The following is a 13749-nucleotide window of genomic DNA, read 5'->3' as shown; positions in this document are numbered from 1 at the left end:
GCCCCTGCTCAGGCATCAGTCCGTGGCCTTCAGCTCCTTCAGGAAGAGCCCTTCCAGAACCACCCACTCGCTCGCCCGGTCCACCACATCCACCGTCCGTCCGTCCAGAGCGGGAGTGGCCCGCGGATCCTCCATGGGGACCAGGAGCCATAGCCCGTGCGGGACATCAGCCGGCCGTCTGGCGGCGCCCTGCAGCGCGATCAGGAGATCACGACCACCGGCCTCCCAGTAGCGGGCGAGCAGCCCGGCTTCGTGGGCGATGACCACCGTGCGCGGCCCGGCCTGCTCGGCAAGCGAGGTGATCCGGGAGGCAACCCGCTCGGCGGCGAGCCGGGTGTAGGAGGCGAGCCCCTGACCAAGCAATCCCGAGGTGGTGAACTTCGCGTCCGCCGTCAGCAGGGCCCGCCACGACACTCCCTGCTCCGCGGCCAGTTCACGCAGGACGTCCAGGAAGAGGTCGCCGAGCGAGACGTCGGTCAGCCCGAAGCGGCCCGCCAGGTTCGCCGCGACGCCGGGCAGCTCGGACGCCTTGACGGTGAGCGCGACGAATCCGCCGCGACGTCCGGCCGCTGTCAGCCGTCCGGCCATCAACTCGCGCGGGTCGTTACCCTCGGCCAGTTCGCGCTGTGCGGCGGCGATCAAACTTCCGGTACTGGTCAGAGCAGAGGCACTTAGCGCGAGTCCGGTACTGCGCGGCTCGGGGAGCAGCGGCAGGAAACGCTTTCGGTCCTGGTTGTACTCGAGCGGGAAGCGAGCATCCGCCAGTGCCTCGCCGACCTCGATGTACGTGATGTCGTCGAGCCCGGAGAGGCCGGGGAAGCGGGCCCGCACCCGGGCCAGGAGGTCGGCCGTGCTTATGCCCACGCCCTCGCGCACACCTGCGGGAGCCTGTGAGATCAGGAGGGCGCGCGGCAGGTCCAGATCGAGCGGGAATAGTTCCAGGCGTGGCGAGCATCCGACCCGTTCCGCCATGGATGCGGCCAGCTCCACCAGTCGGGTGTCGGCGAGTGGAGCCATGCCCTCGGGGGCCTGCACGGCCCGCAGCTCACGGAGGACGGTGGCACGGCCAGGCAGCGGGTCCCGCTCTGCAACATCGGTCGCCACCTCGCCGAGACGCGCGGCATAGTCGGCCAGCTCGGCTGGGGTCGGATCGTCCGCCCCGGGCTGGTCTTCCAGCGCGACCACGATATGACCACCGCGGCGCAGGATGGCGAGCCGGGCGGGAGGCTCCGTGTCGCCGTCTTCGTCAGCGGTTCCCTCGGTCCGCTTCCGGGCCTCGGTGTCGGCCGCCGCGCGTACCACCGCGAGGGCCTTGCCCAGTGTCTCGGCGGGATCTGTGCCGGCACCTGCGCCGTGCCGCACCCGCAACTCTGCCGCCAGCTCGGCAGCGGTCGCCATCCGCCCCTGCTCCTGCAGCAGGACAACCAGCTCGTCGCGGATCCTGTTCAGCCACGGCTGGGCGGCCCACTGTTCGAGGGCGACCACCAAATGCTGAGAGACCGTGGGCTGGCTGATGCCCAGCGCCTTGGCGACAGCGGACTGGGCGGGCCAGGGGTCCAGCGGCACGGCCCCGGGGAGTCGGAGTGTGGCCGCCACGATGTCCGGCCGGGGCTTGGTGCCCCGGCGCCCGGCTGCCGGAGGGGTGAGCCGAGCCGCCAGAGTGTCCACGGACTCCAGGGACTCCTCCGGGGAGTCTGGATCCACCGGCTGAACAGGCCCCGCGGCCGGGCGCTTGCGCAAATCGTGGGTCCACTGGCGGTGACGCCGGTTGAGCTCCTTGCGGATGACGTTGCCGGCGCCGCGGGCGCGGGAGATGGTGTGCGGGGCGACGTCGAGGAGTGCCCCCACAGTGGCAGCGCCAAGTGAGGCCGCGACAGACACCGCTCGTGGAGAGAGTCCCGCCGCCTCCAGGGGCGTTGTGAGGGTGGCCGCCGCCGCTGCCTGCTCGCGCAGGTCCTCCACGTCCTCGCCGCGGGCGCCCAGGGTGGCCGGAGTGGTGGCAGGGGGAGACGAGTCCGCGTGGCGGAAGACCTGCCGCCAGCCCTCCTGCAGATGACGCAGGCTGTCGAAGCGCTGCTCGACGTCGCGGTGGAGGGCTCGCTCGAAGAACCGCGTGAGTCCTTCGCTAAGTGCTGGCTCGAACAGCTCCCGGGCGACGTACAACTCGGCCTTCGGCACGGCGAGAGGCGAGCTCTGCCCGTCCCCCCAGGTGGGACGCACACCGGAGGCCATCTCGTGAAGCGTCACCGCTGCGGCGTACCACTCGGCGTGGTCGTCGTAACGGGCCCTGCTCCCACCGCCGAGGAACGGATCGAGGTAGCCCCGCGTGCCGGCGTGAGTGTCCTGGTCGGGAGCGTCGGCGAGCGAGAAGTCGAACAGCATCAATTGCCACGAGCCGTCACTGCGCTTGAACAGGCCAAGGTTGTCCGGCTTGATGTCGCGATGGCGCACACCACGCGCGGCGAGACTGTCGAGGGCGTCGAAGAGGTCGTTGCCGAAGCGTTCGAGTTGCTCGTAACTGAGTCGCCCTTCCCCGCGTAGCCGCGAGCCCAGGCTCACCGCTTCTCGGTCGTTTGCGCTGCGGAAGCCACCCGCGAACTCGATCTCCAGAATCGTCCGCCCGCCGAGCTCCCGCGGCGGTGCGAGGAGCTTAACGATGCGCCCGCCGCCGACCTCCTGGAGTGCTTTCGCCTCCGCGTGCAGCCTGGCGTCCTTCTGCTGGTCCAGAGCAATCTTGAAAACCCGGGGCGAGTCCAGTGCGCCCGGTCCGGGCTCGTCGGATACCGTGCGGCGGACCAGGACGGCGCGGGCCGTCGCACCGGTGCCGAGTACCCGGGCCACGGTCCACGTGTCATCCAGGGACTGGCCCGGCTGCACTGTCAGCGGATCGGCGACCGTGACACTCGGGCGCTCCGCCGGTGCGGCCTCTGCCTCAGCCGCATCGAGCAGGCCGAGGAAGTCCTCCAGCGATGCCAGCCGGTGCTGCACATCGGCCGCGGTCGCCCGGAAAATCATGTCGTCGAGGGCAGCCGAGACACCATCGGCGACCGCGTAGGGATGTAGACCGCCGTCGGCGACCAGCCGGTCGACCAGTGCGCTGCGCCGGTCCGCTGGAGGACGGCCGGTCAGCAGAAGATACGCCAGGCTGCCCACCCCGAAGACGTCGAGATCGACCGGATCGACGAACTCCTGATCGGTCTCGGGGGCGAGATACACCTGGGCGACGTCAGCGATCAGCCCCGAATCCAGTGGGGTGTCGCCGAGCGTTCGATGCGCGGTGGTCTCGAAGTCGCGGGCCGCGGTCTGCCAGTCCGCGATGTGCAGGACCGGGGTGGAACCGTCCTCATGTGCAGACACGTACACCGAGCGGGCTGAGAGTGCCCGGTGGTAGAGGGAGCGGTTGTGCGCGTACCGTACGGCCTCCGCGAGCTGGCGTACGAGATCGAGTCGGACGGTGGGGCTGAGGCGCCCCCCATATGCGTCCAGATAGGCGTCGAGCCGCAGATCCGTCTCCCGGTGCCGGAAGAGGATGGCGGGACCGCCCTGGTGCTCACGAATCTGTGTGGCCTGGACGATGCCACGATGGTTGATGCCCTGCAGCACCTGGTACTCGCGGCGGGCAGCCCGGTCCACCTTCTCCCGCTGCTGTTCTGAGGCGGCCTGCCCGGCCAGGTAGATACGGACCCGGCCGCCTTCCTGGACCAGGCCATCGTCGCGGACCGCGAGCCGGTCCTCCCAGCCGGGGCCGGCGTCAAGGACCCGGGGTTCGAGCTTCCAGCCGTCCCCGAACCGCAGGTGTGCCGTCGAGTGGCTGACGCCGATGTGCTTCATCAGCTCTTCGAGTAGTTGCGCCGTGTGCGGTGTGACCCGCCAGCTCTCCCGCTCCGGCGGCAGCCCGAGGAGTTCGTCCCAGATCTTCGGGAGTCCACTGGAGCCGTCGTTGAGTCCGAACACGCCGGTGCGCTGTACCTCGTCCAGCTCGCTCGTCAGGCTGGGATCGTGCAGGAACACCGCCGGCCTGACGAAGGGAATCCGGCGAGGGTCGATGTTCCGGGCCCTGGCGGCACGCTCCAGCTGCCCCTTGAGTTCCTTGGCCTTCATGTCGGTGAGGTGCAGGGGATTCTTCAGGGTCCGAACCCGGTCCGCGTGGAACTGCCAGGTGTCCCCGTGGTTGACCACCCGGCCCGGGTGCCCTTTCAGCTCCACCAGATACACCCCGCCGGGCACCACGATCAGCAGGTCGCACTCGTTGACCCGCCCGGAGGCCGCGGTGAACTGGAACGTGGCCCAAGCCCGATAGGGCTCGGCGGACGGCATCAGCCGACGCACATGATCGAGGCCGTCCTGTTCCCATGCATAGCCCGACCTGCGCGGTTGGAACCAGCGCTCACGCCGGGGCGGAGGACCGGGCTTGGGCGCGGACGGCCGCGGGGCTGAGGTCACCGGGGGGCTCCGGATTCTGGTCGGGTATCGGCGGTGGAGGCAGGACCGGCGTCCGGCCGAGGGCCGGCGCACGTGATCCATGCAGCTCAGCCGCCCATCGTAGCTGGGGCAGCCGATCTGCGGAGGAAGTCTGACGGGCGATGATCCTGCCCGTAGTCAGGGGGCACGAAGGTGGAAAGCGTGCATGCGTACGGTGAGTAGGAAACTCCTGAACCACAGGGGCGGTGGCAGAGCCGGAAACGGGTTCGGACGGAGGGTTGGCCTTGCCAGGCCAGGTCATGTCCCCTGTGATGGTGTAGCGGTGGGGAGTTCGTCTCGGGTGGCGTAGATCTTGTCTATGCTGTCGATGGAGAGGTAGCGGCGGCCGAAGACGATCCATTCGTCGTGCATTTCGCTGAGGACCGCGGTGGTCAGCCGCAGGAGCGCGTCGGGGTTCGGGAAGACCTGGACTACGTCGGTGCGCCGTTTGATCTCCCGGTTGATCCGCTCCAGCGGGTTCGTGGACTGGATCTTCTTCCAGTGTTGGACGGGGAAGACCGCGAAGGCGGTCAGGTCCTCCTTCGCTTCCAGGAGCATCTCGCTGACCTTGGGGAACTGCCGGGCGAGCATGTCGGCGACGGTGTCGAGCTGTTGGCCGACCAGCTCCGCGTTCGGCTGGGCGAAGATGGTGCGGATCGTCGCGGCGACCATTTCCCCGGAGCCTTTGGGGATCACGCCGAAGACGTTGCGCAGGAAGTGAACGCGGCATCGCTGGTAGGCGGCGCCGAGCATGACTTTGCGGATCGCGGCGACCAGTCCCGCGTGGTGGTCGGCCAGGACGAGGCGGACTCCGTCCAGGCCACGGGCCCGCAGCGAGCGTAGGAATGCGGCCCAGAAGGTCTCGGTCTCGTTGTCGCCGACCATGACGCCGAGGACCTCACGGTTGCCGTCCTCGGTGATGCCGGTGGCGATGACGACGGCCTGGGAAACGATCTGGTGGTTGACCCGGACCTTGCAGTACGTCGCGTCCAGGTAGACGTAGGGGAAACGGGTGTGGTCCAGGGGCCGTTCCCGGAAGATGGTGAGCTGGTCGTCCAAGTCGGCGCAGATCCGGGAGACTTCGCTCTTGGAGATCCCGCTGTCTCCGCCGAGGGCTTTGACCAGGTCATCGACCGAGCGGGTGGAGACGCCCTGCACATACGCTTCCATGATCACGGCGTAGAGGGCCTGGTCGATGCGACGTCGGCGTTCCAGCAGGCTGGGGGAGAAGGCGCCCGTGCGGACCTTGGGGATGGACAGGTCCAAGTCGCCGGCCTGGGTCGTGAGCAGCTTCTCTCGGTGGCCGTTGCGCCAGGTCGTGCGGACCTCGGTGTGCTCGCCCGGCTCGGCACCTACGTGCGCGGTAGCTTCCGCCTCGATGAGTTCCTGCAGGACCCGTTGAGGGAGGACCCTGATCAACTCAATTCCCTCTGCCGTACGCAGTGACTCCATGAGGCGGAGCAGGTCATGCTGGGACAAGGCCATCGCGTCACCTCTCGCTTCAACGAGCTTCTCTACTCGGAGAGTTGCGCGATGGCCGCCCCATGACCAGGGGCTATGCCGTGATCGCTGCTACACCACGTCGCGGGACGCCATCCCAGGCCAGGTCGGACCGGGGAGTGCACGCATGGCCGACGGTCTGCACGTTCGCGGTGTTTGGAAGGATTTGCAACCTCGGCACCCGCACCGCCCGGGGCACCGAAGCCGCATCCGCCGCATGGCCACCTGAGGAACGGCTGACCACCGGTTCCGCACGAGGCGGCGGCCCGGAGTTGATCAGGGCCGTGATGTTCTCGCTTGCTTCGGTGAACTACAGGGGTTGTCGCTGGCGGTATATCCCCGATCGACAGGGTCCGTTCCAGCGATGTGCTCCGGCGGGCTCTCTCAAACGCATGCGTCACGATGCCGTACTACAAGGCACTACGCACGCAGCACTGAAATCGGTCTGCGAGGTCCGCTGTAGGGCGGGCTCGGAAGGTAATCGCGGAGTTTCTGGCTTTCTCTATTGATAGACCGCAGGTCCATTCATTCGGCTGACCGGCATGGCGAGGCCAAATCGGCGCACACCTGGACCGGTGTGCATCCTGCGAAGAGTCGTCCGAAATAGGAAGCTGAAGGGTCTTGAGTTCCCTCGCGGGGTGATCGGCCTTGCGGGCAACTCTGCGCGATAGACCAGGCGCTTAGAAGGCACCTGTCCTGCTGTGCTGTTCCAGGTTTCAAGATGCCCTGGTTTAGGGGCACTTGTGCAGCAGTCTCGGCTCGTATAGGCGGTTCGCCCACGGCAGACATCTTGAGGCGGCAAAGGACTGGAATAGTTCGGCAGCTTCAAGTGAACCTAGATGCAGGCGAATTGACTGCCTGGGTGTGTGAATGCCGCAGCAAGAAGTGCGACTCCCTCGCGCGGTCCCCTGTCCTTTGTAACACGCGATCCCCGGTTACCGAAACCGGGGATCACGTGGACCATTTGATGTTGTCGAGTGGGTCTCCGCGCGACAGATTGCTGTTTTCCCAAAAGGAGTTGAACGCCGTGTTCGTCGACGTCTTGGATGAGGAATGGATACTTTCCGAGGGGCAAGTTCGCTCGCTGCTGGATTGGATACGCGGGCGGGTGGGCGGAAGTCGCTCGGTGTACCCCTTCCTCGGCGCCTTGGCCGAGGGGGCACTTCGTTCGAGTGAAGCCCGCTCCCTGCGCGTTCGCGATGTTGTCCTTCGTTCGGGTTGTTCTGGCGAGCTGGCAGTTCACCATCGAGGACAGGGCCGAGTGGTTCCGCTGCGGCCACAGTTCGCCGTGTTCCTGCGCGGGTGGATCGACGAGGCCGGCCTCCAGAAGGACGATCTGCTCTTCCCTGGCCCGCACGGTGGGCACCTTTCGGTCGCCGCGTACATGCGGCTGTGGGAGCAGGCGCAAGAAGCCGTGCTGCCGCACGACGAGCTGCTGGACTGGCGGTTGGGGGAGCCCGTCGACATCCTCCGAGAATCCTCCCTGGTGCGGTGGCTGAGGCGGGGCGTCGACGTCGCCACGGTGGCCGAGCTCGCCGGCGTGGCGCCGGCCTGGTTGGCGCTCCGCTACCCGTACTGCTTCCGTGTCGATGCGACCGAGATCGACTGGGAGCGCCTCGCCCAGGCGACTCGCCTTCCGGAGCCGACCGTGCGGTGACCCAGGTCGGCGCTCCGGCAGATCAGCGGAGCGCCGCCGACCGCGGCCTTCCCGCACGCTCTCCGGCCTGCTTTCGACAACCCCCTACCTGGCTCCTGTTTGCCGGGCCCCGCCGCTCCCTGACGTGCCGCGCCCCGTCCCCGACGGAGGGCATGACGGCCTTCACCTCCAAACCGGCCTCGCGGCTGCCTACTCGCCGCGCCCCCTCTTCCACATCTCTGCCGAGGACTGACCCATGCCCGCACGCCTGTTGTCCATTCCCGCCGTCGCCGCCGCCTTGGACGTCGACCGCCGCACCGTCTACCGCTTCATCGCCGCAGGCGACCTTCCAGTCGTCGATCTGCGCACCGGCACAAGCCGTTCGCGTATCCGCGTCCCCGCCGCCGGCCTCGACGATTTCATCTCCAGCCGCGCGGTCGCAGCACCGAGACCGCGCCGCTGACCCCCGCCCGTCGAAGGGCCTTCCGTACTGACATGAGGAGTTGGGCTGTACCTACGCAAGCTGAAGACCGGCAACTGGCAGGCGACGGTACGCAACCGGCTCGGTGATCGTTTTAGCGAATCGTTTCCCCTCAAGACGCAGGCGCGCGCCTGGGGGCTTGAGATGGAGACCCAGTTCGCCCGCGGGGGCCTCCGGGACCCGCGCGTGGGCGAAACCTCCTTCCATGACTGGCACGACCGGTGGTGGGACGCCCGCGTCGTCGAGCCCCACACCTTGCAGGGTGACGGGTCGAGCATCAAGAACCACGTCATGCCCCACTGGGCCGACTGGGAGATGCGGGCCATCACCCGCATGGATGTGCAGAGTTGGATCCGCTCCCTGATCGACAAGGGCGCCGGGGCCGCGGCCATCAAGCGGGCCTACAACCTGACGTCCTCCATCATGCGCGCGGCCGTCGACGACGACGTCATCGCGGTGAGCCCCTGCCGCAGCATCGACCTGCCCCGGATCGCCGTCAAACCGCCGCAGTGGTTCACGTTCGACCAGGCGCAGAGCATCCTGGACGAACTCCCCACCGTGTGGCGGACGATGTGCCTGCTCGGCTTCTACACCGGGCTGCGCTGGGGCGAGCTCTCCGGCCTGCACCGCCACCGTATCGACCAGCGCCGCTCCCGCCTGTTTGTCGTCGAGGTCAACACCAAGAGCGGCATCAAGGAGTATCCGAAGAGCTCCAAGAGCCGCCGCGAGGTGCCGCTCCCGCCCCACGTCCTGGAGGCGCTGGAGCGCCACATCCACCGGCTCGACCGGGACGCCGTGGTGTTCACCACGCTCACCAAGGGCCGGGCCGGCCGCCTCCTCAACGACGGCAACTGGCGACGGCAGACCTGGTGGCCGACCGTCGACAGTTCCTACTACTTCGACGATGACGGCGAGCAGCAGCTCGTCCCGCACTACCCGCCGCACTCCATGCGCCACACCTGCGCCTCGTGGCTCGTGCAGAAGGGTGTATCGCTCTACGAGGTCCAGCACCTCCTTGGCCACGAGAGCTTCCAGACCACCCAGCGCTACGCACACCTCCAGCCCGACGCGCACAAGGCCGTGCTCGGCGCCTGGGAGCGCATGGAGGCACCGCTCACCATCGCTGCATAAACGTTCCTTCGCCCCGTCCGCTGCGGACGGGGCGAAGTCGTATGCGGGTGCACTGGTGATCGGCCCGGATGGAACCGCCGCAGGAGACTCCCCGGGAGTTCCGTTGTCGACGAGATTGCTCGACGCCTGATGTCAAGTGGCTGGCGTTCGACCGCTGCAATGCGGGATCGTTGCTTCCTGATGATCGACGACGACTCTGTGGTCGCTGACGGCGGTGAGCCGACGGAGCTTGCGCAGCCTCGGTCGCCCTATAGCGAGCGACCCGTCGCGCGTGCCAGGCGGGCGAAGGCGCAGGAACTGATCGAGCGGCTCGTCGCCGAGAGGCGCGTGCGGATCGCTGAGCCGGATGACGACGAGGTCGCGGAGTGGCGGCGCGTCGTCAATTACGCGAAGCGTCACGGCATGGAGCCGGCGGGCCGACGCATCGAGAAGGTCCCCTACGGTGGGCCGGGGCTGGAGCTGTTCCTTGCGGACGGCCCGCATCCCAACGCGCGGAGTCAGCAGCCGAAGGCAGCCGGAGAACCAGCACCAGTCCCCGCACGCCTGGGACACCTGCATCCGGTGGTGGCGACGCTCAAAGACGATGAGAGTCGGCTGGTGATGCCGCCTGCGTTGCGCCGCAGGGCGCTTCTTCTGCTTCAGGGGCTCGCGGCTGAGGCGGTACGGCGAGGGTACGAGGTGCGGAAGGCGGGGTCCGCCTTCCACCCGCGCGAGGGCGGAGTGGACGTCGCTGTCGACGGCCTCGCGTACACCGTCTCCGCTAGGCAGGAGTTCCCGGAGTCCACGAATCCGGAGCGCGCTGCCCGTCTCGTCTTGGAGCTTGCCCACGGTCTGGGCGACAGGCCCGGTCGCTGGCGGGATCGGAAGAGCCGGACACTTGAAGAAGCCCTCGGTGTGATCCTCGGGGAGATTGAAGCGCGAGCAGCCGAGGACACTCAGCGCCGGCAGGATGAACAGCAGGCCAAGGCGGAACGTGAAGTTCGTTGGCGGGCGGCCTTGGATGTGGCGAAGCAACAAGCTGTTCGCGAACAACTTGCCCATGTGCTGCGTGAAGAGTCCAGAGGGTGGCAGGAAGCGGCTGCCCTCAGCGCCTACTGCATGGCGCTGGAACGTCGTATCCAAGAACTGGATGGCACCGCGGACGAGTCGGCACTGGACTCAGCCCGACGCTGGCTGGAGTGGGCAAGGGCATATGCAGAGGCGGTGGACCCTCTGACTGGACTTCCCGGCATGCCCCGCACACGTGAACCCACGCTGGAGGAGCTGGAACCACACCTCAGGGGATGGAGCCCCTACGGACCGGAACGGCGTGGCCGAGGGTGATGTGAGCCCGTTCGCCTGCGCCTACGGGCGGTGCGACGGCCACCGAGACAGGAAGGATTTCCGTAGGGCGTGGAACGGCCGACGCCCTGTCGGCAGACCTGGTCGAAGCGACTACGTGAAGAAGCTTCTCCGGCCTGTCGTGACGCTCATTTGACGCTCCAAGCACCCGAAGGTTCCCCTGGCAGGTCGAAAAATGGCACCTGACCTGCAGTTATGCCATGTCCCTCGTGATGTGACGTGTTTTCGATGACGCATCACGTGGAATGCGTGGCGATTTTGGAGCCTGCGGCTAAGGGCGCCTGACCTGCGGGTGGCTGGGGTGAGAGGGGCGCCGCACGCGAGACAGTGGAGGCATGGCGTTCCCCGAGTGGTGGTTCGACCTGAGGCGGGGGAGTCTTGGTCTGAACTGGCTGTCGCGTGACACGGTTCATGAGCACCCCGACCAGCACGGAGGGCCTGTGGCAAGCGTCCATCCCCCGCACGCACGGCCGAGAACGCTGACCGCCCGCCCGCGGACCAGCTCCTCGCCGATCTGATGGGCGACCTCGCCTTGGACACTGTCTACGGCCGTTGTCCGGACGCAGCCCCGGCGCAGGCTTTGGCGACCGTCAACTAGCAGATCGTTCGCCGCGAGCCGATGGGCGGCCCCGTGCGGTAGCCAACCCGCGTACACCCCCTCTGTTGGAGAGCGCATGCCGAGCCAGAAGCCCGCCAGGAAGCTGTCTAAGAAGGCTGCCCCGTCAAAGACGGCTGCGACAAAGAAGACCGCCACAAAGAAGACCGCCACGAAGAAGACCGCCACAAAGAAGACCGCCACGAAGAAGACCGCCACAAAGAAGACCACGGGTGGACGTACCAGTAACCCCCTGAAGGCCGTGGCCGCGAAAGCCGTTGCCGCTCTCGCTCCGGGCGTCGGCCCCGCCGACGGTGTTCCCGGCAAGCCCGGCGCGGAGTCGCCCTCGGTCGCCGAGCCCACCGCCCCGCGCCCCCCGCTGCCGCCCAAGCCCGACCAGAGCGGCCCCGCCGCGGTCGGCCCGACCGGAAGGGGCACTGCGGGGTCCCCCGATGAGCTGGCCCAGGGCGATATGTACCTGACCACCGCTCAGGGCGCGCGGCTGTACGAGACCGACCGCTCCCTCAAGGCGGGCCCGCGCGGCCCGGTGCTGCTCCAGGACCACCACCTGCGGGAGAAGATCACCCACTTCGACCACGAACGCATCCCCGAGCGCGTCGTGCACGCCCGCGGCGCCGCGGCCCACGGCGTGTTCCAGGGCTACGGGACCGCCGCCGCTGTCACCAAGGCGGCCTTCCTCGGCGAGGGCGTCGAGACTCCGGTCTTCGTGCGGTTCTCCACTGTGCTCGGCTCGCGCGGCTCCGCCGACACGGTGCGCGACACCCGCGGGTTCGCGACGAAGTTCTACACCGGCGAGGGGACCTTCGACCTCGTCGGCAACAACATCCCGGTGTTCTTCATCCAGGACGGCATCAAGTTCCCCGACATCATCCACGCCGGCAAACCGCACCCCGACCGCGAGATCCCCCAGGCCCAGAGCGCCCACGACACTTTCTGGGACTTCGTCACCCTGCACACCGAGGCCACCCACCACACGCTGTGGAACATGTCCGACCGGGGCATCCCGCGCTCCTACCGGATGATGGAGGGCTTCGGCGTCCACACCTTCCGGCTGGTCGCCGCCGACGGGGCGACCGCCCTGGTGAAGTTCCACTGGAAGCCGAAGCTGGGCGTGCACTCCCTGGTCTGGGAGGAGGCTCAGATCACGGGCGGCGTGGACCCGGACTTCCACCGGCGCGACCTCGCCGACGCCATCGAGGCCGGCGCGCACCCGCAGTGGGAACTGGGCATCCAGGTGTTCCCCGACACCGCCGGGCAGACCTTCGAGGGCATCGACCTGCTCGACCCGACGAAGATCGTTCCCGAGGAGCTGGCCCCGGTGCAGGCGGTGGGCCTGCTCACCCTCAACGCCAACCCGACCAACTACTTCGCCGAGACCGAGCAGGTCGCCTTCCACGTCGGACACTTGGTACCCGGCATCGACGTCACTGACGACCCGCTGCTCGCCGGCCGCCTGTTCTCGTACCTGGACACCCAGCTCACCCGGCTCGGCGGGCCCAACTTCGGCCAGCTGCCCATCAATCGCCCGCACGCCCCCGTCAACGACATGCTGCGCGACGGCATGCACCAGACGGCAGTGCACAGCGGCGCGGCCCCGTACAGGCCGAACTCCCTCGACGGCGGCTGTCCCTTCCTGGCCGGGGAGGACGTGGGGGCCTACGTCGAGCGGCCGGTGGCGGTCCCGAAGGGCCGCAAGGTCCGCGAGGCTCCCGCCTCTTTCGACGACCACTTCAGCCAGCCCCGGCTGTTCTGGCTGAGCATGACGCCGGTGGAGCGCGAGCACATCATCGCCGCGTACACGTTCGAGCTGAACAAGTGCTACGAAAAGTCGATCAAGGAACGCGCGCTCCAGGTCCTCGCCAACGTCGATCCCGTCCTGTGTGAGCAGGTGGCGACCGGTCTCGGACTGCCCGCCCCGTCCGCGACAGTGAAGCTGGTGGACTCCGCACCAAGTCCCGCGCTGTCCCAGGTCGGAAGCGGCTGGCCGCTGGACGGCCGGATCATCGGCGTCGTCGCCGATGCGGGCTGCGACCTCGACGGGGTCCGCGCGGTGCGCCAGGAGATCCTGGACGCCGGGATGGTCCCGCTCGTCATCGCCCCGGCCGGTGGCGAACTGGATGCCTCGGGCGACCCGGTCACCGTGCAGCGCACCTACGCCACCGCCCGGTCCATCGAGTACGACGCCCTGCTCCTGGCCGGGGCACCCGGCTCGGGCGCGGACGCCTTCGGTGCCAGGGACGCGAAGGCTGGCAAGGGCCGCAAGAGCGCTCGCAGGACGACCGGGACCACTACCGACCCGCGGGTCCTCCTGCTGCTGTCCGAGGCGTTCCGGCACGGCAAAGCGATCGGCGGCTGGAACGGTGCGGAGACCACACTGGCCGCAGCGGGCATCCCCGGGGACGCGCCGGGTGTGGTCAGCGGCGACACCGGTACCGGCGCGCTGGAGGGTCTGACCGGCCTGATGGGCGCGCACCGGGTCTGGGAGCGCTTCCCGACGCAGGTCTGAATCATCTTGTTCCGGCCGCGCCTGTGCATGGTTCCGGGCACCCCGCGGACCCCGCCCCCCCACCCCCGCCCTCCAGC

At 68.3% G+C, this 13749-nt stretch carries 7 protein-coding genes; 5 read left to right on the top strand and 2 right to left on the bottom strand.

All coding sequences use genetic code 11. From position 1 onward, the window contains the following. Nucleotides 1-15: 15 nt before the first annotated feature. A complete protein-coding gene (gene pglW / locus ABZ953_RS32905) occupies nt 16-4524 on the bottom strand; it encodes a BREX system serine/threonine kinase PglW (RefSeq protein ID WP_361731772.1) in 4509 nt (1502 codons plus the stop codon). A 195-nt stretch (nt 4525-4719) separates the two neighbouring features. After that, the gene (locus tag ABZ953_RS32900; protein WP_361731769.1) at nt 4720-5946 is read right to left on the bottom strand and encodes an IS256 family transposase; all 1227 of its coding nucleotides are present in this window, start codon (nt 5944-5946) and stop codon (nt 4720-4722) included. Between the two features lie 1276 nt (nt 5947-7222). On the opposite strand from ABZ953_RS32900, the gene ABZ953_RS32895 reads away from it, so the two are divergent. From ABZ953_RS32895 to ABZ953_RS32875, 5 genes are all read left to right on the top strand, one after another. Beyond that, the gene (locus tag ABZ953_RS32895) at nt 7223-7618 is read left to right on the top strand and encodes a hypothetical protein (protein WP_361731766.1); all 396 of its coding nucleotides are present in this window, start codon (nt 7223-7225) and stop codon (nt 7616-7618) included. Nucleotides 7619-7853: 235 nt separating this feature from the next. Next, a complete protein-coding gene (locus ABZ953_RS32890) occupies nt 7854-8060 on the top strand; it encodes a helix-turn-helix domain-containing protein (RefSeq protein ID WP_361731763.1) in 207 nt (68 codons plus the stop codon). Between the two features lie 204 nt (nt 8061-8264). Then, the gene (locus tag ABZ953_RS32885; RefSeq protein ID WP_361731760.1) at nt 8265-9209 is read left to right on the top strand and encodes a tyrosine-type recombinase/integrase; all 945 of its coding nucleotides are present in this window, start codon (nt 8265-8267) and stop codon (nt 9207-9209) included. A 180-nt stretch (nt 9210-9389) separates the two neighbouring features. Then, entirely contained in the window at nt 9390-10532 is a 1143-nt protein-coding gene (locus ABZ953_RS32880; RefSeq protein ID WP_361731757.1) for a hypothetical protein, read from the top strand. Nucleotides 10533-11224: 692 nt separating this feature from the next. Then, nucleotides 11225-13672, top strand: coding sequence for a catalase (locus tag ABZ953_RS32875; protein ID WP_361731755.1), 2448 nt, complete (start codon nt 11225-11227; stop codon nt 13670-13672). Nucleotides 13673-13749 lie beyond the last annotated feature (77 nt).

The organism is Streptomyces sp. NPDC046465 (genome assembly GCF_040646035.1).
Lineage (GTDB): Bacteria > Actinomycetota > Actinomycetes > Streptomycetales > Streptomycetaceae > Streptomyces.
Note: the sequence above shows the minus strand (reverse complement) of the source record. Positions and strands in the feature narration are given on the sequence as shown.

What these genes read in the sequence shown, in the direction of transcription:
- ABZ953_RS32875 (WP_361731755.1), top strand. Translation starts at nt 11,225, where the DNA reads ATGCCGAGCCAGAAGCCCGCCAGGAAGCTGTCTAAGAAGGCTGCCCCG.
- ABZ953_RS32880 (WP_361731757.1), top strand. Translation starts at nt 9,390, where the DNA reads ATGATCGACGACGACTCTGTGGTCGCTGACGGCGGTGAGCCGACGGAG.
- ABZ953_RS32900 (WP_361731769.1), bottom strand. Translation starts at nt 5,946, where the DNA reads ATGGCCTTGTCCCAGCATGACCTGCTCCGCCTCATGGAGTCACTGCGT.
- ABZ953_RS32890 (WP_361731763.1), top strand. Translation starts at nt 7,854, where the DNA reads ATGCCCGCACGCCTGTTGTCCATTCCCGCCGTCGCCGCCGCCTTGGAC.
- pglW (WP_361731772.1), bottom strand. Translation starts at nt 4,524, where the DNA reads ATGGATCACGTGCGCCGGCCCTCGGCCGGACGCCGGTCCTGCCTCCAC.